The 25,238-nt window shown below is 69.7% G+C and carries 23 protein-coding genes; 6 read left to right on the forward strand and 17 right to left on the reverse strand.

The features are described from left to right. The first annotated feature begins 414 nt into the window (after positions 1-414). Positions 415-2,277 carry a Vgb family protein gene (locus OM076_RS35835; RefSeq protein ID WP_270044979.1) on the forward strand — a complete coding sequence of 621 codons (1,863 nt, stop codon included), beginning with the start codon at positions 415-417 and terminating at the stop codon, positions 2,275-2,277. Positions 2,278-2,392: 115 nt separating this feature from the next. On the opposite strand, the gene OM076_RS35840 is transcribed toward OM076_RS35835, so the two are convergent. Both OM076_RS35840 and OM076_RS35845 read right to left on the reverse strand, forming a co-directional pair. Then, the gene (locus OM076_RS35840; RefSeq protein ID WP_270044980.1) at positions 2,393-2,539 is read right to left on the reverse strand and encodes a hypothetical protein; all 147 of its coding nucleotides are present in this window, start codon (positions 2,537-2,539) and stop codon (positions 2,393-2,395) included. Between the two features lie 130 nt (positions 2,540-2,669). Next, positions 2,670-3,587 (reverse strand): YihY/virulence factor BrkB family protein, encoded by a 918-nt coding sequence (locus tag OM076_RS35845; protein ID WP_270044981.1) that lies wholly within the window; start codon positions 3,585-3,587, stop codon positions 2,670-2,672. A 115-nt stretch (positions 3,588-3,702) separates the two neighbouring features. On the opposite strand from OM076_RS35845, the gene OM076_RS47020 reads away from it, so the two are divergent. Both OM076_RS47020 and OM076_RS35850 read left to right on the forward strand, forming a co-directional pair. Continuing rightward, the gene (locus OM076_RS47020; RefSeq protein ID WP_372518122.1) at positions 3,703-4,239 is read left to right on the forward strand and encodes a putative metal-binding motif-containing protein; all 537 of its coding nucleotides are present in this window, start codon (positions 3,703-3,705) and stop codon (positions 4,237-4,239) included. A gap of 71 nt (positions 4,240-4,310) precedes the next feature. Next, positions 4,311-5,039, forward strand: a complete 729-nt coding sequence (locus tag OM076_RS35850; protein WP_270044982.1) for a glycosyltransferase family 2 protein — start codon at positions 4,311-4,313, stop codon at positions 5,037-5,039. Here the strand turns inward: OM076_RS35850 and OM076_RS35855 are convergent. From OM076_RS35855 to OM076_RS35915, 13 genes are all read right to left on the reverse strand, one after another. Then, the gene (locus OM076_RS35855; protein ID WP_270044983.1) at positions 5,020-7,008 is read right to left on the reverse strand and encodes an NPCBM/NEW2 domain-containing protein; all 1,989 of its coding nucleotides are present in this window, start codon (positions 7,006-7,008) and stop codon (positions 5,020-5,022) included. The genes OM076_RS35850 and OM076_RS35855 overlap by 20 nt on opposite strands. 131 nt (positions 7,009-7,139) lie before the next feature. Continuing rightward, positions 7,140-7,562 (reverse strand): PASTA domain-containing protein, encoded by a 423-nt coding sequence (locus tag OM076_RS35860; RefSeq protein WP_270044984.1) that lies wholly within the window; start codon positions 7,560-7,562, stop codon positions 7,140-7,142. Next, complete coding sequence (locus OM076_RS35865) at positions 7,559-8,155, reverse strand: PASTA domain-containing protein (protein ID WP_270044985.1); 597 nt, start codon at positions 8,153-8,155, stop codon at positions 7,559-7,561. The genes OM076_RS35860 and OM076_RS35865 overlap by 4 nt, the downstream gene beginning before the upstream one ends. Beyond that, the gene (locus OM076_RS35870; protein WP_270044986.1) at positions 8,155-9,021 is read right to left on the reverse strand and encodes a PASTA domain-containing protein; all 867 of its coding nucleotides are present in this window, start codon (positions 9,019-9,021) and stop codon (positions 8,155-8,157) included. The genes OM076_RS35865 and OM076_RS35870 overlap by 1 nt, the downstream gene beginning before the upstream one ends. Then, positions 9,018-9,698 carry a hypothetical protein gene (locus OM076_RS35875; RefSeq protein ID WP_270044987.1) on the reverse strand — a complete coding sequence of 227 codons (681 nt, stop codon included), beginning with the start codon at positions 9,696-9,698 and terminating at the stop codon, positions 9,018-9,020. The genes OM076_RS35870 and OM076_RS35875 overlap by 4 nt, the downstream gene beginning before the upstream one ends. Continuing rightward, a complete protein-coding gene (locus OM076_RS35880) occupies positions 9,698-10,360 on the reverse strand; it encodes a hypothetical protein (protein WP_270044988.1) in 663 nt (220 codons plus the stop codon). Before OM076_RS35880 ends, OM076_RS35875 begins: the two co-directional genes overlap by 1 nt. A gap of 3 nt (positions 10,361-10,363) precedes the next feature. After that, positions 10,364-10,879, reverse strand: coding sequence for a hypothetical protein (locus tag OM076_RS35885; RefSeq protein ID WP_270044989.1), 516 nt, complete (start codon positions 10,877-10,879; stop codon positions 10,364-10,366). An 18-nt stretch (positions 10,880-10,897) separates the two neighbouring features. Further along, positions 10,898-11,428, reverse strand: a complete 531-nt coding sequence (locus OM076_RS35890; protein WP_270044990.1) for a hypothetical protein — start codon at positions 11,426-11,428, stop codon at positions 10,898-10,900. Positions 11,429-11,451: 23 nt separating this feature from the next. After that, positions 11,452-11,904: a hypothetical protein gene (locus OM076_RS35895; protein ID WP_270044991.1), complete on the reverse strand. Its 453-nt coding sequence runs from the start codon at positions 11,902-11,904 to the stop codon at positions 11,452-11,454. A 6-nt stretch (positions 11,905-11,910) separates the two neighbouring features. Further along, the gene (locus OM076_RS35900) at positions 11,911-12,573 is read right to left on the reverse strand and encodes a hypothetical protein (RefSeq protein WP_270044992.1); all 663 of its coding nucleotides are present in this window, start codon (positions 12,571-12,573) and stop codon (positions 11,911-11,913) included. 31 nt (positions 12,574-12,604) lie between these two features. After that, positions 12,605-13,138, reverse strand: a complete 534-nt coding sequence (locus OM076_RS35905) for a hypothetical protein (RefSeq protein WP_270044993.1) — start codon at positions 13,136-13,138, stop codon at positions 12,605-12,607. After that, complete coding sequence (locus OM076_RS35910) at positions 13,135-14,271, reverse strand: hypothetical protein (protein WP_270044994.1); 1,137 nt, start codon at positions 14,269-14,271, stop codon at positions 13,135-13,137. Before OM076_RS35910 ends, OM076_RS35905 begins: the two co-directional genes overlap by 4 nt. Beyond that, positions 14,255-16,324 carry a tetratricopeptide repeat protein gene (locus OM076_RS35915; protein ID WP_270044995.1) on the reverse strand — a complete coding sequence of 690 codons (2,070 nt, stop codon included), beginning with the start codon at positions 16,322-16,324 and terminating at the stop codon, positions 14,255-14,257. The genes OM076_RS35910 and OM076_RS35915 overlap by 17 nt, the downstream gene beginning before the upstream one ends. Before the next feature lie 284 nt (positions 16,325-16,608). Between OM076_RS35915 and OM076_RS35920 the strand changes: the two genes are divergently transcribed. From OM076_RS35920 to OM076_RS35930, 3 genes are all read left to right on the forward strand, one after another. Next, on the forward strand, positions 16,609-17,928 hold the full coding sequence (locus OM076_RS35920; RefSeq protein ID WP_270044996.1) for an aminotransferase class I/II-fold pyridoxal phosphate-dependent enzyme: 1,320 nt from the start codon (positions 16,609-16,611) through the stop codon (positions 17,926-17,928). Positions 17,929-17,999: 71 nt separating this feature from the next. Then, positions 18,000-21,053 carry a putative bifunctional diguanylate cyclase/phosphodiesterase gene (locus OM076_RS35925; protein ID WP_270044997.1) on the forward strand — a complete coding sequence of 1,018 codons (3,054 nt, stop codon included), beginning with the start codon at positions 18,000-18,002 and terminating at the stop codon, positions 21,051-21,053. Then, positions 21,043-22,347: an MFS transporter gene (locus OM076_RS35930; protein WP_270044998.1), complete on the forward strand. Its 1,305-nt coding sequence runs from the start codon at positions 21,043-21,045 to the stop codon at positions 22,345-22,347. The genes OM076_RS35925 and OM076_RS35930 overlap by 11 nt, the downstream gene beginning before the upstream one ends. Before the next feature lie 224 nt (positions 22,348-22,571). Here the strand turns inward: OM076_RS35930 and OM076_RS35935 are convergent, their stop codons facing one another. Together OM076_RS35935 and OM076_RS35940 are read right to left on the reverse strand one after the other, a co-directional pair. Then, a complete protein-coding gene (locus OM076_RS35935; protein WP_270044999.1) occupies positions 22,572-24,116 on the reverse strand; it encodes a sensor histidine kinase in 1,545 nt (514 codons plus the stop codon). 433 nt (positions 24,117-24,549) lie between these two features. Continuing rightward, the gene (locus tag OM076_RS35940; protein WP_270045000.1) at positions 24,550-25,221 is read right to left on the reverse strand and encodes a TetR/AcrR family transcriptional regulator; all 672 of its coding nucleotides are present in this window, start codon (positions 25,219-25,221) and stop codon (positions 24,550-24,552) included. Positions 25,222-25,238: the final 17 nt, after the last annotated feature.

A 25,238-nucleotide genomic window follows, 5' to 3' on the forward strand; every position in this document is an offset into this window, starting at 1 on the left:
TCGAACGATCGGCGGACCGTAGGCCGGCGTGCGTGGACCGGATGCATCAGCTGGTCGGCGAGGGCCACGTGGGGTCATCTCCACCGATCGCTCGGACGCGGACGCAACACGGCGAGGCCTGAAGCCCGGGAACACCGGCCGGAACGCTTCGCGACGTCCTATCGACCGGAATGGGACTTCCAGGACGCCGACGCTGAAGTCGACCGAACGGCTCAGCGGCCACGACAGGACACTTCGCGAGGCCCGCGGGCACTTCGACGCCCGCAATCACCGCCCGCGAATCGCACCGAGGCACCCCGTGCCTCGATGTGCCGTCCGCCTTCGTCGTGCAGGGCGAGACATCGGGCGACGGACCGGCGTGATCTCGGGTGAATGCCCGATGCGCAGGCTCTCAGGGCTGCCTAGCGTGGCGGTATGTGGACACGCTGGCTCGCTGCGGCGCTCCTGCTGGGAGCGCTCGCGTCGCCCGCCGCGGCGGCGCCGTTGGACCGCTTCTACCTGCCCTCGGTGGCGAATCAGGACCTGAGCGCCGTCGCCGCCGGCGGTGACGGGCGTGTGTGGGTGGCGTTGCGCGGGGCGATCGGTGCCGTCGATCGCGACGGGATGGTGACGACGTACGCGACCGGTGGCTTGACGCCGGACGCGATCGCCGCCGGACCGGACGGCGCGGTGTGGTTCGCCGCTGGCGGGACGGTCGCGCGCGTGGCCGGCGGCGTGACGGCGATCGTGGCGCGAGGGCTCGTCGACGCGGAGTCGATCACCGCCGGGCCTGACGGCGCGATGTGGGTGGCCGAGACGTCCGCGGGCGACATCGCGCGGGTGACCGCCGACGGCGAGGTGCAGCGGTTCCGGCTCGGGAGCGGGGTGAGCGCGTGGTCGCTGACCGCCGGCCCGGATCGGAACCTCTGGTTCGCGGGTGCTCTGGACGCGCAAGGGCTGGTTGGGCGGCTGACACCGAGTGGTCAAGTCACGACGTTCCGTTTTCCGCTGCTGCTGTCCGCGCGGGCGCCGATCATCGTCGCCGGGCCTGACGGCAACTTGTGGGTGGCGAGTGGACTCCCCAACGCCCTGCTGCGCGTCACGCCCGCCGGGGTCATCTCGACCGTCGACGTTGGCAGCCCGCCGCGCGCGCTGGCGCTTGCGCCCGACGGTGCGCTGTGGTTCTCAACCTTCGACGGGATCGTGCGACGCGCGCCCGATGGCACGCTCAGGCGCTTCGAGGACGCCTTCGGCGTCAGCTCGAATTGCGACGACTTCGCGTTCGCGCAGCCGGCGCTCGCGGTGGCCGGCGACGGGACCGTCTGGGCCTCGTATCCGCAAGGCGCGCTGGACCGGTTCGCGGTAGGCGCGGCGGCGCCGGCGCCGGTGCGTCCGGTGCTGTCGGCGCGCGGGCCGTTGCGGGCGCCCGACGCGATGGTACGCGCCACCGACGGCAGTGCATGGATGGCGATGCGCTCCGCACTCGTCCGCGTCGCCGCGAGCGGGCGGCGCACGGTGTTTCATCCCTGGCGCGGTCGTCACTTCGCCTCGCTGACGACGGCCGCTCACGGTGGTGTGTGGTTCTCCACCGCCAATACGAAGCTCTCGTCGCTCTCGCCGACCGGGCGGGTGCGCTCCTACCGGTTGCCGCGCGGCGCGAAGATCAACGAACTCGCCCCAGGCACGCGCGGCAGCGTCTGGTACGTCGACTACGGCCTTCACTCCATCGGCCATCTCGACGTGGCGGGGAAGATCCGTGAGTACCGCCTCGGACGCCATGCGCAGCCGTTCGGGATCGCCCCGCGATCCGCCGGCGGCGTCTGGGTGACAGACGCCAACCGCGCGATCGAGCGTGTCGGCCCGGGCGGCGACATCACCCGCTTTCCGCGCACCGGCACCAGCGACGTGCCGGCCATCGTCACCGCCCCCGACGACAGCGCTTGGTTCACCGACTTCGGCGCACGGCGCGTCGGACACATCACGCCGGCGGGGGCGATCCAACGGTTCCCGACGCACGGTCATCCAACGGCGATCGCGCTCGGCCCGGACGGCGCCGTCTGGTTCACCACCACCGCGGGCCCAGGGGCCCAGGGCGGGCTCGGACGCATCGACGCCGCCGGCCACGTGCGCGAGCTCCCCGTCCATCTGACCTGCACCGCGTCCTACCTCGGGCTGATCACCGGACCCGACGGCAATCTCTGGTTCGCCCAGGACGGCAGCCCGGTGGCGGTCGCCGAGCTGGACCCGCGCCGCCTCGCAGAAACTGGAGCGATTCCGACCGCCGCCGGAGATGCCTAGGCGAGCCGTCGCTCGTCACCGGAGAGCCTGCCGTCGGCCGACTCGCGCATCGGGCACCGGTCCACCCCGCCGCCACGGCGGCCAGTGACACCGAGTTGATCGCGCCGTAGCGACGTCAGGCGGCATTGACGAGCTTGCCGCACTCGGCCTCGTCGAAGATCTCGGTCACGCTCGGGTGCATCGCGAGGCGGCCGAACAGATTCGCGCCGAGCAGCCCGGCAAGTCCGATGTCATGCGCGGCACGACCGACCTGGCTGAGCAAGACGGGCGGGACGGGAACCGGGGGAAGCCATGCCCGCACACTGCCCACGCGGGCGCGGCTGTGAAACCGCTCGCCGCCCCGCCGGGCGCCCGAGCGCGATCAACGCGGCTCGGACCGGCGGGCCATGACATCAACCCTCACGCTCCGGCCGGTTGAGCGTGTCGTGGTGCGCGACGCCTTCGGCGAGTTCCTTCTGGCGCTCGATCTCGGCGTTGAGCTCCGCGCCGAAGAGCAGCGCGACGTTCGTCAGCCACAGCCAGGCGACGAGCACGATCGCGCCGGCGAAGGCGCCGTAGATCGCGCCGACGTCCGCGATCCTCGAGAGATAGAGCGAGAAGCCGTACGACGCCGCGAGCCAGAGCAGCACGCCGACGATCGCGCCGGGCGTGATCCAGCGAAACGACCGATGCTGGACGTCCGGGGTCACGTAGTAGATGAACGAGAACACGAGCATCGCGACCAGCACCGCCGCGGGCCAGCGCAAGTCGTTCCAGGCCCGCGCGACGTCCTCACCGAGTCCGAGGAAACCCAGCAGATCCTGCGCGAAGCCGCCGCCGACGAACGCCAGCACGAGGCTGACGAGGATCAGCGCCATCAGGATGACGGTCGAGGCGATGTCGATCGCCTTGCGACGCAGGAAGCTCCGCCCGCCGCTGATCTCGAAGACCACGTTCAACGCGCGGCGCGCTGCCTCGAGCACGCCGGTCGTGCCGTAGAACGCCAACACGACGCTGATGACGAGCGCCGTCGTCGCTGTGCCCTTCGCCCGAAACGCGCTCCGCAGCGATTGGTCGAGCGGCTCGAGCAGCGAAGCCGGGACGACGTCGCGCAGATAGCCGATGATCGCGTCGTAGGTCCGGGGGTACTCGCCCACCAGCCCCAGCAGCGAGATCGCCAGCAGCAGCGCCGGGAACAGCGACATCAGCGAGTAGTACGTCAAAGCCGCCGCGTGGTGCGTCATCTGGTCGTCGTAGAACGACTTCAGCGTGCGGGAGACAACTCGGCCAATCCGACGAAGCGCGGTTGGTGACTTCGCCGGCGTGATCACTCGATGAGCGGTCGCGGAGTCGGGTCCGAGCTCGCGCGGACCCCGAGGGCGAGCAAGACACGAACCGATCTAGATGGACGCCGCACGCATACCTCCGAAACCGCTCGACAGGTCGATGTGCGAAGTCAGGAGCCGATGCCGTCAGCCGACCGCAGCTCGCGGTGCCCTCTCGTTCAATGGTAATACGCCGAGGGAGCGGTCAGGCCTGCTGACGTGCACCGCCCGACGCCTGGACATCAGACTGGTCTCCGTCGGACTCGGGACGGCTCAACGACGGCGCGTCGGTGATCACGGAGATGCGACAACGAGGCGTCCGGCTCCCCGAGAATTACGTGCTGCTGAATCTCGCGCTGCGACTGCGAGACGATGGCCACCTCGAGCACAGCGTCTCTTTTGGCGGCGAGTTCGAGTCGACCGGTCTGATGTCTCTGCTTGGGTCAGCTCGAACGGATCAATTTCCCGGGCTTCCTCGCGACCGTACTCCGTCACCCCCGCGGCCGCCGGCGGCGTCCCGACCACGATCATCGCCGGCGCGGTCGACGCCGACCACGACGGCGTCAGCCCACCGACGGACTGCGACGACGCCAACGCGAGCATCCACCCCGGCGCCACCGACATTTGCGGGGACGTGAGGGTCCGCACTCGCGCATGAGGCGGCCCGGACGCGGCGCGCGCCGTGGACGCCGATGACAACGCCGCTCATGGCTGAGAGACTCGGCGTGGATGCTGGTGACGATCGTCGTGCCGTGCCACGGGCAAGCGCACTTCCTGCGCGAGGCGCTGGAGTCGGCGCTGGCGCAGACGTACTCGCACATCGAGATCGTGGTCGTCGACGACGCCGCCCCGGATGGAGCGCTGGCCGAGGCGATCAGCGGCGAGTTCGGGGTGCGCTTCCTCCGCACGCCGCGCACCGTCGGGCCGGGCCCAGCGCGCAACACGGCGATCGCGGCGACCGCGGGCACGTACGTGCTCCCGCTCGACGCCGACGACATCATCGCTCCCGACTTCGTCGAGCGCGCGGTCGCAATCCTCGTGGGTGCGCCGGAACTGGGCGTCGTCTACTGCGATACGCAGGGTTTCGGGCCGGACGGCGGCTGCACGTGGGAGCCGCCGACGGGCTGGACGGTTCGCGACCTGATCGCCGGCAACAGGCTGCCGAACTCCTCGCTCTACCGGCGCGCGTGCTGGGAGCACGCGGGCGGCTACCCGACCGACCTCTTCCTGTGCGAAGACTGGGACTTCTGGGTCCGGATCGCGCGCGCTGGATGGGGCTTCACGCGGATCCCCGAGTACCTGTACTTCAAGCGCCATCACGACGCGAACCTGACGCACCAGATCCACGTCCGCTACGGCGCCTACGCCCGGCAGATCCGGTTCCGGCACCGCGGCGCGGTGGGCGCGGACCGGGTCGTGGCGTTCGACACGCACGCTGCTAGCTCCGGTTCTCGATGAGCGCGAGGCCGAGCCCGCGCTCCTCCTCGACGGCCCCGGGGCCGAGCAGCCGCACGATGCCGTAGCCGGCAGCGGCGATGCGGTCGAGCGCGCGCTGGATGCCCTCCAGCCAGCGCCAGTCGTGCGCGAGGATCGGCGCGCCCGGCCGCACGAGCTGAGTGGCCAACTCGAACTCCGCCCACAGGTGCTCCTCGGTGTGGACGGAGTCCAGCAACGCGGCGTCGTAGCGCTCGCCGGCGTCGAGCGCGGCGCGCAGACCGGCGAGCGAGTCGCCGCGGCGCGGCTCGAGGGCGCCGCGCATCGACTCGGGCAAAGCGCTCCAGAGTTGCTCCGCGCCCGGGTAGACGTGCGTGTCGTAGGTCACCACGCGACCGCCCGGGCGGTGCGCGACCGCCGCCGCCATGCAGGCGGCCGAGACGCCATTGGCGGTGCCGGTCTCGAACACGCGCACGCAGCCGGACGCGCGGATCACGTAGTGCAGCAGCGCGAGCACGGGGAACGTCGACGGGTCGCGCGGCGGCGCGCCCTGCCCGTCCTGGGCGCCATAGAACGTCTGGGCGAGGCCGGGCACGCCGTGGCGCCCGAGCCACGGACGCAGCGCGGCCAGGAACTGCGCGTAGCCGTCGCCATCGCCTGGCCCCACGATCGGCTCGGCGACGTCGCCGTAGAGCCCGCGTAGCTGCGGATGGCGGTGACGGCCGTTCCCGCTGGAGTGGAGGATCCGCACACGCCGCCCCTGCCAGCGCACCTCCGGACGCAGGCTCAGGTCGTGCACCTCAACCTCCGCGGTGTGCGTCTGCAAGTTGTTGGTCGGGTCGAGCTCGACGCCCGAGCCGAGCCGAGCCAGCGCGAGGTTGAACAGGAACTGGTTGCGCCAGGTGATGTCGGCGCGCTCGTTGAGCCACTGCACCGTGCCCGGCATCGCGCGTAGGGTCGCGTCGAGCGCGAGCAGCGCCTCGCGCGTGCCGGCGAAGACGCCGTCGTTGAGGACGAGCGGATAGCTCCCCTCGCCATCCGCTTCCCCGAGGATGCGCTCCACGTCGCCCGCTTGGCCGCCGTAGATGCGCTCGAGGGCGTCGGTCAGGTCTCGGAAGGCATTCGCCTCGTGGCTCTCGCGGCCCACGAGGATGGCGTCCGGGCGGCACACGTCGAGCGCGCCGAAGAGTGGTCCGAGCTCATCGAGCACGAGCGTGTCCGCGTCCAGACAGAGAATCCTGCGAGCGGGCAGGACGCGCGCGGCGGAGTACAGGATCGCCTTGCTCCCGATGATGATCGGCCGCACCGGCCGGCAGCGAACGGGGATCGCGCGGTACTTGCCCACCACCTGCTCGCAGGCGGGGCTCGTGCCGAGCAGGAACACGACGATCTGCGCGTCCGGGCAGCCACCGTTGGCGACCACCGACCCGAGCATGTCGTCCAGCAGCTGCTCGTAGCCGGGCGAGACGAGCGTCGCGATGCAGCGCTCGGCGACGGGCAGCGCGGGCGGCACGCCGATCTTGGAGAACCCCAGGCAGTCCACGAGCGTGTCCGTCGGGAGCTCGTTCAACGTGCCGTCGACGCGCGGCTCCAGCCACAGCGTGTGGCAGCTGTCCCAGTGGGTGGTCGTCACGACCAGTTCGAGCAACTGCGCGCCCGCGATGTTGGCCGCGAGCGCGCGCGGCGGCTCGCCTGCGCACACCCCGCGCGCGGCAGCGATCTCGCGCCCGTCGGCGACCACTGCGAAGTCCGCCCACGCGCTCGTGTGGGCGACGTCGTCGTTGAACGCGACGCTGCATTGGAACCGGGTACTGGCGCCGCCGAGGTGGTAGAGAACTCGCGCGGGTGCGTGAGTCGAGAGGGCGTGCTCGAACGTCTGCCCCCAGACCACGACGTCCTTGCCCTCATAACCGAGCCGCCCGCCCACGCCGAGCGTCCCATAGCCGACCCGCGACTGGAGCGCTGCGTGAGCGTCGAGGAAGGACGTGGTCATGGGGCTCCTGTCTCCGCCGGAAGGTCCAGGACTGGTTGAGGCCACCGAGGTCGAAGATCGCGCGGCTGGAGGGAACGGTCAAGGGAGCCGCGAGCCGGCAGCCGATGTCGAGCCAAGGAGACAGGCATCACTCATCGCAGCACGAGCTGCACGAGCGTGCCGGAGAGCGCCTGAGTGCCGGCCGGCGGCCGTTGCTCGCTCACCCGGCCGCCGCGGCCGCCCGTGGCGATCGTCGCGACGCCGAGCCCCACGGCCTGCAGCTTGCGCTTCGCGAATGCGTGCGTGTAGCCGCGTACGTCGGGCACCACCACAGGTGCACCGGCATCGACGTTGCCGCCGCTGCCGTCGTAGTGCAGATCCACCGCGCTCCCGCCGGCCGCGGTGTCGAAGTCGAGGCCGACGGCGCCGTCCAGCACCACCGCGGCGCCCTGCAGGCGCAGCGCGAGCCCGGCGAGCCGCATCCGGCTCGCGCGGGTCTGCAACGCGGCGTCGGCTGATGCGAGCTGGGCGCCAACGCTCGCTGCGATCTCGCCGAGCTGCATCTGGCCGCTCACGCGGTCGTCACCTCGACAGTCCCTTCGGGACCGAGGATCGTGCCGGGCGCGGGCGTTTGCGACTTCACCACCGCGGTGCTCTCAGCGTCGGTACGGGCCGTGGCGATGCCGAGCAACGACAGTCGCGCACGCGCCTCCCCGAGCTGCAGGCCCACCAGCGACGGCACGACGCGGATCGCCTCGGCGGCGGAACTCGGCGGCACCGGCACGACGCGGAACTTCAACCGGCTCGACGCGGTGAGCGAGAAGTTGTAACGCGACGTATAGCTGGCATCGACCGGCGCGGCGTACAGCTTGAGCTTCGCACGTCGCGGGAGGATCTCCGCGCTCGGCGTCGTGGTCTCGATGCCGCTCACGCTGAGCGCGATCTGAATATCGCCCTCGGCTTCGGGGATGTGGTACCAGACGGGCCGGTAGCCGATCGCCTGCAGCTCGCGGAAGAGGTCCTCGTCGCTGCCGTAGATCTCACGCAGCGCCGCCATCGATGCCGAGTCGAGCGCGCGCTGCGCATCGGCGACACCGTGTCCCACCGAGGCGATCAGATCGCCGAGTGGCGCGGAGAGGACGTCGAGTAGCTCGTCGTCGATTGCCATCACGAAACTCCTGCGGCTTTGCCGATGAAGATCTGGACGGGCACCTCGGGATCGCCGGGACGACCGGCCGCCGGCGTCTGCCGAACCACCCGGCCGACCGCGCGTGGTTCGGTCACCACCTCACTGGCGACGGTGACCGCAAGCCCGGCCGCGGCGAGCTTGCGCGCCGCGAGATCGCGGGTGTACCCGGTGAGGTCGGGCAGCGGGTTCGTGGTCTCCGGCGTGACCGGCGTGTCGATCCGCCCCGCTCGGTCTGGGCGCAGCGCGAACGACAGCTCGGACAGCCCGTTGACGTTCTTTGCCAGGTCGGCCTCGGGAAACGACAGGCTGAAGTCGCTGCCAGAGCCCGACGGCAGGCCACGCACGGTCACGGTGGCGCCGGTGAGCTGGAGCCGATCGGCGGCCGTCGCCACGCCTCCAAGCTGCTTCGTGCTGCTGTCGAGCAGCACCCGCAGCGGCACCGCCTTCGCGAAGTCGATCGTGGTCTCGTGTGGTTGCTCCTCGACAGGCAGCTCCTCGACGGGCGGCTCCTCGACGGGCTGGGGCTTCAGCTCCGTCAGCGCCCGCGGCAGGCCGAATACGCGCCCTTCCGGCGCATGGAACGCGGGCACCCGCCATCCGTCCGGCGACGTCACGATCTCGCCGAGATCGATGGCGTCGGCGCTGGCCTTGACCGGGAAGGCGAGCACCGGCTGTCCGTCAAGCGCTAGCCCCCACGCCGCCGGCAGCGTCTCGTCGAAGGAGAGCGTGAGCCTGCCGCTCTTGACGACACCTGGGGCCAGCGAGCCATCGACCGTGACCACCTCGACCTTGACGCCGGAGACCGGCTCACCGCCCATCGTGATGATGCGCGCGACGATTCTCATGCCGTCACCTCGTACACGATCGCATCGGTCTGCGACAGCGCGTCGATGGCGATCACCAGCAGCCCTTTGGCCTGGCCCGCGGCGATGCGCAGCACGGTCTGCGCGGTGCCGCCGGCGTCGGTGACCAGCACGCCCTCATCGAAGGCGGTGCCGGCAGCGACCGCGAAGCCGACGCCTACGGCCTGGTTGAGCGCGACGCTCTCCTCGCGATCGACATTGAGCTGTACCTCGACCCCGGACATCGCCTCACCGGCGGCGTTGCTCACCGTGACGCGCACGGTCGGCGCCCGCGGATCGCTCGGGTCGATCAGGGTGCGCATCATCGGTGCCGGCAGGCCGTTGTTCGCGGGCACCGCGACGAACGCACCCTTCACTGTCGCCGCGATCTCGAGGGTGGAGCTCGCCTCTTCGGTGGTCAGCGGCTTGAACAGCAGGTGCTTGTCGTTGGGCCGGGCCGCCCGCAGGTAGCGGTAGCGCTGCGAGAGCCCCTGATCCTGCACGACCGTGAGGTTCATCTTCAGTTCGAACTCGACGCGCGGGAGCTGATAGAGCACCTGAGCGCCTGGCGGCCCGGAGACACCCGCGCGCGCGAGCTCGGCCTGCGCGTACGAGACGCCCTCGGCCAGGCTGAGCAGGAAGTCGTCGATCGTCGAGAACGCGTCCGTCGCGTCAGGCATCAATCAATCCTCGCTGCCGTCGAACGCCGCTGACGACCGTTCTCGGCGCGCCGATCGAGGTGCGCCTGGACCTCCCGTTCCTCACGCCGGCGGGCGTTCGACGCCTCCGCGGCGAGCCCGCGCAAGCGCTCGCTGCGTTCGTCGAACAGCGTCCACTCGGCTCGTCGCGCGGCCTCGCTGGCCCGTAGCGCGGCCCGGCGCTGCGCCGCCCAGCGCCCTCGGATGCCCTCCGCGACCCGACGCGCGCGCCCGGCGGCCTCGCGGGACTCCTGCCGCCTGCGCGCCTCGGCCTGCTGCAGCGCGTCGCGCTGGATCGCCGCGCGCTCCTGCAGCCGCTTCTGATCGATGCGCCGCGCCTCGTCGCGCGACTGCAGCCGCACACGCTCGAGGGCTCGCTTGACGGCCGCGCGCGCACGCTGCTCCTCGAGCGCGAGCCGACGATCTTCCATCCGGGATTCGGCGGTGTGGATCGGCATCGGGAAGCGGGCGTTCTCCCGCATCTCGTCGTCGGAGGCCGGCTCGCGACCGAGCAGCCGGTTGAGCTCGCGCTCGAGCCGTGCCCGCTCGGTGAGCAACATCGCCAGCCGTTCGTTGCTCGGCACCGCGACCGCGGACACCTCAGGCTCGTCGAGCTCTTCCCAGCCGATGTAGGCGTCCGCCATCGATCAGGTCCTCGCCGCGATCAGCGCCTTGATGCGCTGCTCGAGGATCGACGGCGGCGGCACCGGCGCGATCTTGGTTCGGATGAGGCTCGAGCCCTCGGCGCTGTAGTTGTACTTGTTCGCGTACGAGGCGCTGACCGAGCTACAACTCGCACCCGCCGCGAACAGTGCGAAGTAGCTGTTGAAGCTGCCGCTGAAGGTGCTCAGCGACGACGAGATCTCGGTCGACATCGTGATCGAGATCTTCACCTCGATGATGGTGTCGACGAAGTGATAGAAGGACGGCGTGAAGCCGAGCTCGAGCATCGACAGCTCGTCTTCGCCGAACTTGACGAGCAGATGCTCCTCGTGGGTTCCGTCGCCGTCGGCGTCCGGCACGTCGTAGCCCTCGCCCGCCATGATCTGGGCGATCCTCATCGAGGTGGTATCGAGCTGCAGCTGGGCCTGCGAGATCGCCTGCCCAAGACTCGACACCATCTCGCCGAAGGGCACATTCAACAGTTCCTGACCGATGGCCATGGTGATCCTCCTTTCGCCTTATGGCGTGGCGGGCTCGATGAGACGGCGAATCCGCTCCTCGAGGATCGTGGGCGGGGGCACCGGGGTGAGCTTGGTGCGCAGCAGGCTGGACCCCTCGGCGGTGTAGTTGTACTTCGAGCTGTAGGTCGCATCGACGGGCGTGGTGGTCACCGAATAGTCGATCCGCCCGTTGCCGAAGACGAGCCGTTGAGTCTTCTGCTCGCCCTTGATCGTCGTCGACGACGCAATCTCAGAGCTGATCTTGATCGCGATCTTCACCTCGATGATGGTGTCGACGAAGTGATAGAAGGTCGGCGTGAAGCCGAGCTCGATCATGCTGACCTGTTCGCCGTCGAACGTAACGCGGGTATCGGTTACTGCGCCGGTCGCTACGCCGCTGTCGTTGCGTTCCCTCCGGGTGCCGCTCATCATCTCGGCGACGCGCAGGCTCGATTCGTCGAGCTGAAGCTGAGCATCGGCGATGGCGAACGCCATCTGCCGGATCATGTCCCCCATCGGGACATTCAGCAGGTCCTGTCCAATGGCCATATGTCCTCGCTATCTGCCCGATATCAGGTGCGTTGAGGAAGGGTCGAGCGCAGAACTTCGTTGAAGATCGAAGGCGGGGGCACGGCGACGAACGTCGCGCGTATCGAGCTCGATCCGCTCGCGTCGAACGAGTATCGACTCGAGTAGTGCGCATTCACGGAGGCGGCGACGAAGTACACGGCGACTCCGATCGATGCGGCGACGCCCCACTCAGTGGTCTCACTCGAGCTGAACGCGACGCGGGCCTCGATCACCGCCTCGGTGATCTGAAAGAACGTCGGCGTGAAGCCCAGCTCGAGCAGCGAGCGTGCACCCTGGCCGAAGTCGATGCCTTGCTCGCTGTCGGCCAAGAGCTGCGCGATCGCCACGGAGTTCTTGTCCATCGCGAGCTGGGCCTGCGAAATCGCCACGCCGAGCTTCTGGACGAGCTCGGGCAGCGGTGCTTCCTGCAGCGCGGTCGTGACGCTGGTCGGCATGGCGGGCTAGTGACCGCTACCGATGCCGAAATTCGTCCGCAGCGCTTGTAGGAATGCGGGCGGCCCCGGTACCGCCACCAGCTTGGTCGACACCTTCGACGCCGCGCTGCTGTCGAATGCGTAGCGGCGGGTGTAGTCGGCGTGGAGTGTGACACCGAACATCGTCGAATTCGCCGCGCCGGCGAGGGCACCGCCGAGGACTGAGGTGCCCAGCGACGCGGCGCTCGATGGCGACCCAGCGGGCCCAGCGGGGCCAGCCGGGCCGCTGCCGCCCACCGGTCGCGTGCCGGTGCCGCCGATGCCGCCGATGCCGCCGGTGCCGCCGGTGCCGCCGGTGCCGCCACTGCCGCCGATCGGGGTGCCGAAGCTGATCGTGCCGCCGACGTTGAAGTCCTCGCTGGTGCGGATCGACAGCGCGACCGAGACGTCGATGGTGGTCTCGGTGAATGAATAGAACGTCGGCAGAAAGCCCAATTCGAGCAGCGAGCGGGTGATCACGGCACCGCTTGCATCGTGCAGATCGAGCGTGTTGAAGCCGAGCTCCATCGCCGTCTCGATGCTCAACACGTCGAGCGAACGTTGCGCGTTGGCGATGGCTCGCGCCATGCGCTCGACGATGTCACCCATCGGGACGTCGAGCAGTGCCTGGCCAAGCTGAGTGTCCGGCACGGATACCTCCGTTCGCACGCTGACATTCGCCTTACGGCGTCCCAGGATCTTGTTCGACGGTCTCGGGCCGCACGCAAAAGTACCTGTAGCGGCGTTGCTCCGCAAGCATTCGCTCGGGGCTTACGAAGAGCCCACGTCGCAGCCAGCCGCCGAGCGCTTCCGCGAGCGGCAGGTGTGCGGGTGCGCGTGCTGCGATGTCGATCGCCTGCTCGAAGGCGACGCGAGCCGGACCCACGTCTCCCTGCTTGAGCAACACGCAGCCGTGACGCTGGTGGATCGACGCCAGATCGAGCCAGGCCACGGGATGTGCCGGCGGATGCTCGCGATAGTGCTCGACCGCTCGCTCGCAGTACTCGATCACGCTGCCGAAATCGTTCATCAATTCGAGCGACTCCATGGTCGCCTCGAGGTAGTGGCGGAAGAACACTTCGGGCGCGCCGGAGCTCACCGCCAGGTGCATCGCCTCGCGGTAGTGCCCGAGCGCGGTGGTGTGATCGCCGCGCAACGCCGCCCGTTTGCCCGTCTCGGCGATCGAGAGATGTGCCCGCGCACTATCGAGGCTCATCGTTCGACCAGGTGCGAGGCGATGCCGTGCTTGCGCAGCTCGTGCTGCAACCATCGAGCCTGCGTCTTGGTCAGGGGACCGGACAGGGCGTGGCAGTCGGGCACCGAGAATTCGCTCGCGGCGGTCGTGCCCGCGATCGCCTCGACCCAGGGGCGTGCGGCTGTTCGGTCGCCTCCCGGCTTGAGCGCGAGCCCGAAGCTCGCGAGCGCGAGCAACGACGCGCTGGCCCGACCGCCAGAGGTGCGCACGGCCTCCAGCAGTTCGACCATCCGCGGGCCACGGACGTTCTCGGCGAGCACGAACGGCACGCGCATCAGGGCCCGCTGCGCGCGCTCTTCTGACATCGAGGTGGTCGCGGTCAGCAGCCCGATCGTCGCCGGCGTTGCGGGAGCGGCCTCGAGCCGTACGTCGAAGCGCTGGAAGTCTCGGTTGATCACCCGCACCTTGGCCGCGGTGCGCGACAGCTCGCTCCACAGCGACTGCGCGGCGGCGGCATCGAGCCCCGACGCGTGGAACACCCCGCCGTCCGCGCCGAAACGCGAGCGGTTCGCGTCGGGCAGCAACTTCGCGAGCACGCGCGTGGTCGTGTCGTCGTCGGCCTCGGCCGCAAGGTCGAACACCGCCGAGGCGTGCCGCGACGCGTCGATCTCGGCCCCGAGCGGCGCAAAGCGCCGGGCGAGGGCGTCCGCCGTCGCCTGAGACACGGCGCCGAGGAGCACCGCCGGGCTCGCGCTGACCATCTTCATCGCCGCCGCGTGATCGACGCCGAGCACCAGCATCACGACTTCGACGATGCCGAGCATGTTGTCGAAGCGCTGCACCGCCAGTGCGACCTCGAGGTCGCCGACGCCGGCCTCGAAGGCCTCGTCGGCGTCGACGAGCTCGACCTCGAGGCCGGCGGCGCGCAACACGTCGACCAGCTTCGATCCGGTGTCGTGATCGACGTCAGCGAGCAGCTCCGACGGCGCGCGATAGATCAGCGCCGCCAGCTCGGCATCGCTCCCCACACGTAGCGGTCGTAGCGAGTGCACGATCGCCGCGTCGGCGGTGCCGATCGAGCGCACGATCAGCCGGTATGCACCGGCCGAGCGGACGACGCCATGTCGGGGTCCGTCACTACGCGAAGCGGCCATCGGCGCCCTGGATCGTCAGAGTCGACACCGGCAGCAGTCGCTCAAGCGCGGTGCTCCACTCCAGCGTGAGCCAGCGCGCCTCGCGATCCTCGTGGCCGTAGCTCAGCAAGAGCCGGCCGTCGCCCAGATCGCAGAGCCCGGCCGCGTACTCGATGCCCACGTGATCGAAGTGGAACGGCCGGCTGAACGCCACGATCCCGTCGCGCTCGTCGATCTCGACGAAGCGATGGGCGTAGGCGTTGCCCTGGGGTCGAGTGGCCACGTCGTGCGTGAGCAGCAGCCAGCGGCCGGCGCGGTCGGGAATCGGCACCGGCGGCGCGGAGCCGCGAAATCCCGCGGCATGGATCGCCGGCGGGCAACGCTGAACGAGCTCCGTCGCGCCGCTGACCTCGTCCACTTTGCGCACCTCGAACGGGTCGTAGCCGTAGACGACGAACAGGTCGCCGTCGCGCGACCACGGCAGCCAGTTCTTCTCGGCATCCCGCAGCTCGTCGCGCTGCAGCGGCACCAGATGATCGATGCCGTCGAGTGTCTCGTTCATCCGGCCGAGCACGCTGTGGCAGCGATCGGGTGCGAGCGGGCTCTGGTGGGTCGCGGCGGTGAACCACACGCGGCCGGCGTGCAGCGTCCAGCGCATGTTCTCGAGGCCGAGCTTGTTGGTGGCGGTCGGCCAGTCCGCGGGCACCCCCGCGCTCTCGCGCGCCGGACCACATGTGCCCGTCCGCGGATCCCACTCGACGGTCGCATTGCGGCTGCGGAACACGCCGTCGTCGGTCGGCATGTAGCGGCGGCCGCCTTCCTGCTCATGGTTGACCAGCCGCACGTTGAAGACCACACGCTCGCCGATCCGCACGACCGTCGGGTTCGTGCCTGTGGAGTTTCCGTCGGCACCGTTGAGCAGCACTGGATCGACGTCTATGGACCCGGCACTGAGGCGAGGGATCGGCGCTTGGTAGAACGACTCGTTGGACCTGACGTAGTTGTAGAACTCGTCGTCGTGGCCGCGGCGCAGCAGCAGGCGCTCGCACGCGGCGAAGCCGAGCTCGTGGTGGCCCGGGACGTACCACGCGCTGATCATGATCTCCTCGGACACCTTGTACGCGTAGACCTCGGTCTCGACGAAGAGTTCGTCCTCGGTGGGAAACGGAATCCGCAGCGCCTGCTGAGCCAGCATCAGCGCCGCGTGATGGCGGCCGTTCTCCCGGTGGTGGCGGGCCAGCACCCACAGCGGCTCGGCGCGGCTCGGCCGCGCATCGAAGGCCTCCAGCAGCACGCCGGCACCGCGCAGCGCATCGCCGCAGCACAGCAGCGCGACGCCCTGCATGTAGCGTGCGAACCAGCGCTCCTCCTCCCAGCCGTCCAGCGCCCAGCGCCGGGCGTACCACTGCGCCGCCTCGACGAAGCGCCCCGCGTCGAAGTACGTCTGCGCCAGATAGAACGTGTGGCGCGGATTGCCGGGGTCGCGCGCCAGTTCCTGCTTGAGCAATCGATAGTCGCGCATCAGCTTATGGTCCTTGCTGCCGCCGTCGCCCGCGTCGCGGATGCGCAACGTGTCGAGTCGCTCGCCCAGTTCGCCGCCGTCGGCCTGCCAGTACTCGTGGGTCGCACCCACCGCGTGCCATTCGTGCGACAGGCACGCGAGCCGCGTGTTGAGATACGAGAGCGCCCCGGTGTCCTGCACCAGCTGGTAGTACGCGGCGTCGAGCGCCTGTTTGTCGAACTCCGGTGTCGTCTCGAGGATCATGTCGGCGTCGAGCAGCAGCAGGTAGGTGCGCCCGCGCGGCCAGCCGCACGCGTCGGCCCACGCCCGCGCCTCCTGCGCCGACAGTGTGCGGTTGAAGCCGAAGTTGCGCCACGGGTGGTGCACCATCCGGCCCGGCTTGGCCCACCGCGCCGTCACGCTGTGCACGATCTCCACCGTCGCATCGGTCGAGCCGGTGTCGCAGATCACCCAGCCGTCGGCGATCGGCAGAGCGCTGTCGAGACAGCGCTCGATGATGCGCGCCTCGTTCCTGACGTTCATACACAGCACGACGCGCACCGGCTCCGGCACGCGCGAAGGCTATCGCGCAGCTCGGTGTCCGTCCTTCGCCGAGCAGCACGCGCTGCTAGGGCGCGAACGGTCCCGCCGGCGGGACACGGGGTGAGCTAGGAGTCCGCATGCTCGAGCAATGGCTCGGGGCCCTGGACGGCGTTGCTCGCGGCCGCGTCCCCAGCCTCACGCACCCACTCGTCGAGCTCTTGGGAAGCCGCGGCCGCCGCTTGCCGCCAAGGAGTTCGCGCGCGTGGCCGTGGCTCTGAGTTCAAGGTCAGTGTCTCGTGACCGATCAAGGGATTGTGAACTCCGACCTCGGCACCCTTGGCTTCCCGCGCACGCCCGTCACCACGACTGCACGTGGTCCGTGGCTTGAGCATTGGCTCGAGACCTGCCGCGACTTGTCGGTGTTGCGGGCCACGCATCCGATGATGGACGCGGTCATCGACGAGGTCGACGGACGCATGATCAGGGTCGGCGGTCATTGGTTGGCCGATTTCGCGTCCTGCAACTACCTCGGTTTCGACCTCGACCGCGAGATCATCGAGGCCATCCCGGCCTATCTCGACGCGTGGGGGACACATCCCAGCTGGTCGCGCCTGCTCGGGAGTCCGGTCCTCTACGAGGACATCGAGGACCGCCTCACGGCGTTGCTCGGCAGCGAGGACTCACTGGTGCTGCCGACGATCACGCACATCCACATGTCGGTGATCCCGCTGCTGGCGGCCTCCGGGACGATCTTTCTCGACTCGCGGGCGCATAAGACCGTCTACGACGGTTGCCAGGTCGCGCGAGCGCGAGGTGCCGCGGTCCGCCGGTTCCGCTTCGAGGATCCCGCCCACCTGGACGAGCTGCTCGGTGCCGAGGCCGACCCGACGCGCCTTGTCTGCATGGACGGTGTGAACAGCATGACCGGAAACGCTCCCGACCTTCCGGCCTTTGCCGAGGTGGCGCGTCGCCACGGCGCGCTCCTCTATGTCGATGACGCCCACGGGTTCGGCGTGATCGGCGAGCGGACGAGCGACGAGTCCTCCCCCTACGGAATGCGCGGCAACAGCGTGATCCGCCATGCCGGGGAGACCTACGACGGCATCGTGCTGGTCGGTGGCTTCTCGAAGGCCTACTCCTCGCTGCTCGCCTTCATCGCGTGCCCGACCGAGGTCAAGCAGCTGCTCAAGGTGGCGGCGGCGCCATACCTGTATTCGGGGCCGTCACCGGTCGCGTCGCTGGCGACGGTGCTCTCCGGCTTCGACGTCAACGAGCGCCGCGGCGACGCGTTGCGCGCTGACCTGTACGCGCTCACCGCCCGAGTCCTCGACGCCCTTCGCCGGCTCGATGTCGAGACCCCGAACCGGTCGGGGCTGCCGATCATCGAGATCCCGCTCCGCGATCACACGCAGATCGACGCCGTGGGACGCTTCCTGTTCGAGCGCGGCATCTATGTCACGCTCGCGGCCTATCCGCTTGTGCCCAGGGACGAGGTCGGTTTCCGCGTCCAGCTCACCGCCGCCAACACCGTCGAGGAGGTCGACCGGCTGATTCTGGCGCTGGAGGATCTCGTCGATCGCGGCGAGCTGCGCAGTGCCCGCGTTGCGGCCGGGGCGCTCGAGAGCGCCGCATGACCTCCGCCCGCCCCGGAGGCGGGAGGCCGCCGCTTCCTCTCTGGGGCGCCTACCTTCTCGTCGGGGCGCTGGTGTGTGCCGTCTACCTGTTCGCGCCGCCGCTGAAGGGCAACGGACCGGTGATGAACCTGGTCGGGCTCTCGCCGGTGGTCGCCATTCTCGTCGGAGTCCGCCTGCATCGACCGGCGTCGCGCCTGCCGTGGCTGTTGCTGGCCGCCGGCTCGGCGCTGTTCTGGCTCGGCGACCTATATACGTACAGCTACCCGCACCTGCTCGGGGCCGAGGTGCCGTTTCCGTCGCCGGGCGACGGTCTCTACGTGCTGATGTACCCGGTGATGATGGCCGGTCTGATGCTGCTGGTCCGGCGGCGCAGCGGCGGCCGGGACCGCAGCGGCCTGATCGACGGGCTGATCCTCACCGTCGGGCTCGCGTTGCCCTCCTGGATCGCGTTGATGGCGCCGTATCTGCACCAGGACGGGCTGTCGGTCACGGCCAAGCTCGTGTCGGTTGCCTACCCGCTCGGGGATGTGATCCTGATCGGCGCCGCGCTTCGTCTGGCGCTCGACGCGGGCCGGCGAGAACCCGCGTTCTACCTGCTGACGGCCAGCATCAGCCTGCTGCTCGTGACCGATTTCGCCTACGGGCTGCTGACGCTCTACGGCCTCTACGATCATCAACTCTGGCTCGACGCCGGCTGGATCGGGTCCTACCTGCTCTGGGGCGCCGGCGGTCTGCACCCGTCGATGGCGCGGCTCGAGCAGCCCGTCCCGGGACGCGAGGTCGTCCTCACGCAGTTCCGGCTCGGGCTTCTTACCTGCGCGTCGCTCGTGGCGCCGGTGATCGGCATCATCCACGACCTGCACGCCGGCGACCTCGACTTTGTCGTCGTCCGCTCCGCATCGATCCTGCTCTTCGGGCTCGTGGTGCTGCGGATGGCCGGGCTCGTCCGCCAGCAGGAGCGTTCGCTCGAACGTGAGCGCGTCCTCAGTGGAGCGGGAGCAGAACTCGTCGCGGCTACCAGCCGAGAGGAGATCGACCGCGTCGCCGTCACCGCTGCCAGCGCACTGGCGTCTCGCGGGTCCGCCGCCGCGCTTTGTGTGCCCGACGCCCAGGGGAACCTGTGGATCGCCGCCTCGTCTGACGGCTGGGACCTCGCCCCGGGAGAGAGCGTTGACAGCGCAGGGCTTGCCGCCGCGGCGGCCGCGGGCGGCGGGGCCGAGCGCTTGAGCGACGCCGAGGTCCTGGCGGCGGGCCTTCCCGCTGGTCACCACCGTGTCCTCGTCGTGCCGCTTGCCCCCCGACGGGCGCAGCCGGCCGTCCTGATCATCACGGGCGACGCCGTCGCCTCCAAGTCCGAGCACGCCGCGGCGCGCGCCTTGGCCACGCAGGTCGCGCTCGCGCTCGACAGCGCCGTCCTCAACGAGGAGGTGCACCGCCGCCGCGGCGAGGCCCGCTTCGGCTCGCTCGTACGCCACGCCAGCGACCTGATCACGGTGATCGATCCCGACACCACCGTCACCTATCAGAGCCCGTCGATCGAGCGCATCCTGGGCTATAACGCCGAGGCCATGGTCGGGCAGCGTTTCGACCGGCTCGTCGCCCCCGGCGACCGCGCCCGCCTCGCGGGGCTCATCGCCGCGGCCACGGCCGGTGAGGACGTCCAGCCGATCGATTGCGCCCTGGTGCACGAGGACGGCAGCACCGCGCATTTTGAGATCCTGTTGACGAATCTCATCCACGACGAGCACGTCGGCGGAATCTTGCTCAACGCCCGTGACGTGAGCGAACGCAAAGTCTTCGAGGCCGAGCTGACGCACCAGGCGTTCCATGACACGGTCACCGGCCTGGCCAACCGCGCGATGTTCTCCGAGCGGGTCCGTCACGCGATCGCGCGTAACCGCCGTGAGGGTCTCAGCCTCGCGGTGATCTTCCTGGATCTCGACGATTTCAAGACGATCAATGACTCGCTCGGTCACGCGGCCGGCGACGAGGTGCTCGTCGAGGTCGCGCGCCGTCTCGACGCCAACACCCGCGGCGCGGACACCGCGGCCCGGTTCGGCGGCGACGAGTTCGCCATTTTGCTCGAGGACGTTGCCGGCAGCCACGAGGCAGCCGATACGGCGCAGCGGATCCTGGAGATGCTGGCCCGGCCGATCCGGGCGGGCCATCGCGAGATCACCCTGCGCGGCAGCCTCGGTATCTCGGTGGCCACCGTCGGCGATCCCCGCAATGCCGATGAGCTGATCCGGGACGCCGATGCCGCGATGTACATCGCCAAGCGCGGCAAGGGCGGCTATCGCCTCTTCGAGCCGGCGATGCACGAGGGCGTCCTCGCGCGTCTGGAGTTGCGCACCGACCTGCAGCGCGCGATCGCCACCGACCAGCTCGAGCTGCATTACCAGCCGATCGTGCACCTGGCGGACGGGTCCGTCTCGGGCTTCGAGGCGCTGCTGCGCTGGCATCACCCCGAGCGAGGCATGGTGTCGCCCACGGAGTTCATCCCGATCGCCGAGGAGACCGGGCTAGTCGTCCCGATCGGCCGTTGGGTGCTGCGCGAGGGCTGTCGGCACGCCCGCCGTCTCGTGACTGCAAGTCAGGGTGCGGCGCCGCGCATGAGCATCAACCTGTCGCTCAAGCAGATCCAGCACTCAGACATCGTGGCCGACGTCCGTGACGCCCTGGCCGAGTCCGGGCTTGCGCCGGAGCGCCTGGTTCTCGAGATCACGGAATCGGTGCTGATGGACGACACCGACCTCGCCGTCGGGCGTCTGCGCGACCTCAAGGCCCTCGGCGTCGGCCTGGCCCTCGACGATTTCGGCACGGGCTACTCATCACTGAGCTACCTGAGCCGGTTCCCTGTCGACATCCTCAAAATGGACCGCTCGTTCTTGAGCGAAGGGTCCTCGCCCGACGTCCGCAGCCTCGCCACGGCGGTCGTCGGCCTGGGGGCCACGCTGGGGCTCGAGGTGGTCGCCGAGGGCATCGAGCTCGCCGAGCAGTGGGACGCGCTCCACGACCTCGGGTGCGGCTTGGGACAGGGCTTCCTCTTCGCGCGGCCGATGGACGCCGAGGCATCGCTCGCGTTCCTGGCCCGAACGCCGTCCCGGCTCGCCAGTGCACCATAGTTACGAGTCCCTTGACCGCGTCGGCGGGGTCGCGCGGCACGGCCTGCTGGCTCCCCTGCGCCACCGCGAGTTCCGGCTGCTGTGGCTCGGCATGTGCGTCTCGCTGCTCGGCGACGGCGCCTTCATCGTCGCCCTCGCATGGCAGGTCTACGCCCTCACCGACGCACCGACCGCGATGGGCATGGTCGGCATCGCCATGACCGTCCCGACGATCGTCTTCCTGGTCATCGGGGGCGTGGCCAGCGACCGCTTCGATCGCCGCCGCGTGATGATCGCCGCCGATGCCGCGCGCTTTGTCGCCGTTGGCGCGCTCGCGGTTCTGTCGCTCACCGGCATGCTCGAGATCTGGCACGTGATCATCGTCGTCGCCGTCTACGGCACCGGGCAAGCGTTCTTCGCTCCCGCCTTTGACGCGATCGTCCCAGAGCTCCTCCCCGAGCGCCAACTCGCCCAGGCCAACGCTCTGGATCAGCTGGTCCGCCCGATCGCGCTACGCATGGCAGGCCCCGCGTTGGGGGGAATCCTTGTCGGCGTCCTCGGCGCCGGAGCCGCGTTCGCACTCGACGCCGCGTCCTTCGCCGTCTCCGCGGCGGCGCTGGTGCTGATGCGGGCGCCCGCGCGCTCGGCCGGCGGCGCAGCATCGTCGATGCTCGTCGATCTTCGTGAGGGCTGGCGCTTCGTGCGCGGGCGGTCCTGGCTCTGGGCCACGTTCGCCAGCGCGGCCGTCGCGTACCTGCTGTTCATGGGACCCGTGGAGGTCCTCGTGCCCTACGTCGTCAAGCACGATCTAGGCGGCAGCGCGACGGACCTCGGGCTCGTGTTCGCCGCCGGCGGCCTTGCCTCGGTCGCGGTCGCCGTCGCCCTGGCCCACCGCGGACTGCCGCGCCGGAATATGACCTTCATGTACCTCGTCTGGGTGATCGCCACCCTTGCGGTCGCCGGCTACGGGCTCGGCACCACCGTCTGGCATCTCATGCTCGCGAGCGCGGTGTTCAACTCCCTCGAGACCGCCGGCACCATCGTCTGGATGACGGCCAAGCAACGCCACGTCCCCGCCGCCATGCTCGGTCGTGTCTCGAGCCTCGACTGGCTCATCTCCATCGGCCTCCTGCCACTCTCGTTCGCCCTCACCGGGCCGGTCAGCGGAGCCGTCGGCGCCCAAGCGACCCTGATCGGGGCCGGTCTGCTCGGCGCCGCCGTAACCCTCGCTGCCCTGTTCGTCCCCGGCGTACGGGCGATCGAGGGCGCCAACCCGCGCCGACCGGCGCCGAACCCGGAACCGATTTCGGTCTAGCTTGGTCGAAGCCGCAGTTTGACCATTGTGCGTTCGATGACACGACGCTCTGGCATCAGCCGAGCAGGTGCCAAACCGGCGCGAATGTGCCGCTTCTCGACGGACTCGTGACTCTGGCTTGGGATCGGACGCAGGATGGTGCTTTGTATGAAGGCAGCAGTCGCCGAGCCGGGTCAGCGACATGCCGAGGCTCGTGTCGGTGTGTGCGGGACACGGAGCCCTTCTCAAGCGCGCGCGGGCGGTGGGATCGTCGCGGTCACGACTGTGCCGCCGCCGGGCGGGCTGTCGACGGTCAGCGTGCCCTCGAGCGTCGCCACCCGGTCGCGCAGCCCGATCAGTCCGCCGCCTTCGGTCCGCGCCCCGCCCCCGCCGTCGTCGCGCACCTCGATGCGCAGCGCGCCGTTGTCCACCCGACTCGTGACCGTCGCGTGCTGCGCGCAGGCGTGTTTTGCGACGTTGGTCAGCGCCTCGGCCACGACGAAGTAGGCGGTGGCCTCGATCTGTTCGGGCAGACGGGGCGTGGAGACATCGATCTCGACCGGAACGGTCATCCGTGAGGCCAGCGAGCGGATTGCCGCCGGCAACCCGCCGCGTGTGAGAACGCCGGGGAGGATGCCGTGGGCGAGCTCGCGTATCTCGGCGCTGGCGCCCTGGGCGTATCCGAGGGCCTCCTTCACCAGCTCTGACGCTCGGCCCTCCTGGTCCTGCAGCTCGCTCTGCGCGAGCTTGAGCGTGATCACCGTGTGCACCATGCGCTGCTGGGCACCGTCGTGTAGGTCGCGCACGACGCGCCGGCGCTCCTGGTCGGCAGCGGCCACCAGGCGGGCACGCGAGGCGGCAAGCTCTGTGCGCGCCTCGGCGTTCGAGATCGCGGTCGCGACGAGCTCGGTGAAGTGCTGGAGGCGCGACTCGGTCTCGGCAGGGAACGGGTTCGGCCCCTTCGAGGTGGCGATCATCACGCCCCACGGCCGGCCCTCCACGGAGATCGGGACGCCCACGGAGAAGCGGATCCCGATCTGCCGGATCGTGGCCGCGATGACGCCGGGCGCGTCCTCGTAGCTCTCCATGCGTGCCGCTTGCCCAGTCCGCAGCACCCGTGCCGACACGCTGTCGCCCTCGAGCGGAAATCGTGCCCCGACCCGGACGCCCGCGTGGCTGCCCCACTGCGCGACGCTGACGACCGTGCCGTCTGTGTCGTAGCGTCCCAGGTGCGTAGCGTCCACGCCGAGTACCTCGCCGACCTCGCGCCCCACCGCGGCGAACACGGCGTCGGGCGAGGTCTCACGAGCGACCAGCGTGGCCACCCGCCGCAGCGCGGCCTGCTCCTCGGCGAGCACGCGCAGTTCGTCGCGACTTGCTTCGAGCAAGCGCTGCGCCTCGCGCAGCTGGGCCTCGGTGCGCCGGCGCTCGGTCGTGTCTCTTGCGACGCCGTACACGACCCCCCGCTCCGGCATCGTCCGCGTGTTCCACTCAAGCCACCGCACCGAACCGTCGGCGCACACGACGCGCGACTCGAACCCGACCACATCGTGGCCCTCCCCGAGCTGCGCCAGCGCGTCGAGCGACGGCTGCACGTCGTCCGGGTGCGTGATGTCGAAGACCGACCGCGAGAAGAGCTCGGCCTTCGGATATCCCAGCGTGCGCTCGAGCGACGCGTTCACGCGCTTGAAGAAGCCGTCAAAGCCGACGATGCACAGCAGGTCGACCGACAGGTCGAAGAACTCCTCCAGCTCGGTCCCGGACTGCGGCAAATGCGGCAGCCTGTCCACGTCGACACGCTCCTTCTGCTCCCTGCGAGTATGCCGCAAGAGGAGCAGACGACAGTGCCGCACGGGCACGCCACTGGCGAGACCCATCTGCGCGTTACGCCAGCCCTGGGCGACTGATGACGGGTCCGCGGCTGAGCGCTGGGCTCGCTACGCGCGTCCCTGGTCTATGCCTCGTCGTAGCACTCGAATGTCCCGGCCCAGATCGTGTGATCACGAGCCGCTTGAAAGCTGCGGGTCGCCTCGACCTCCGCCCGCCAATTCGATCCCTCCGAGCTCGAGTTGGCGCTTGAAAGCCAAGACGAAGGCTGGCCGGTCCTCTCGGTACTCCGAAGGAGGAGCAAGATCGAGAAACGCCTCAAACAGCAGGAGGTCGCCGACGACGGCCTCCTGAGCCCCGGTCGGCGAGAGTCGCGTCTCGGGCCTGGTCGCCGGCTTAGCCGATCTCGGACTGATCCCGTGATCCGGGAGATCGCTCGCTGGCATCGATGGCAAGCAATTCGATGTGGTCGATTGCCGCACCGAGCGAGGCTTCGAGAGCGCGCGCGTCTCGATGCGCCTGCGTGAGGAGGTACCCGCCCTGCGCAGCAGCGAGCAGCGAGTAGGCGAGCGCGTCAGGGTCCGCGTCGGGACGGAGGTCGCCGCGCTGTTGCATCGTCAGCAAGCCTCGACGCAACAAGGATTCCCAGCGCTCAAAGCCGGCTGCGAAGTCCGCTTGTAACTCGGCGTCTGACTCCACCAGCTCGGCGGCGAGCGATCCGAGCCGGCAGCCCCCCTCGAAATTCTGCGCGCGTTGCTGCTCGACGATCCGCTGCGCCCACGCGCGCAGCGCCGCGACGCTGTCCAGATTCCCGACGGCCGGGTCGTGGTGGTCGGCCATGACGGCGTCGGCCTGGTGGGCGATCACGGCACGGATGAGGCTCCGCTTGTCGGCGAAATAGTGCGACATCTGCGAGCCACTGGCCTTCGCGGCCTTGCGGACGTCCTCGAGGCTCGTGTTCGCGGCGCCGTTCTCGTACATCAGCCGAGCCGCCACGTCGACGATCCGAGCACGCGTCGCACGACCCTTCACGGTCAACCGCGAGCTCGATGACGCGGCGCGGGCCATGTGACGCAGCGTATCGA

The sequence above is a fragment of the Solirubrobacter ginsenosidimutans genome, from assembly GCF_027587205.1.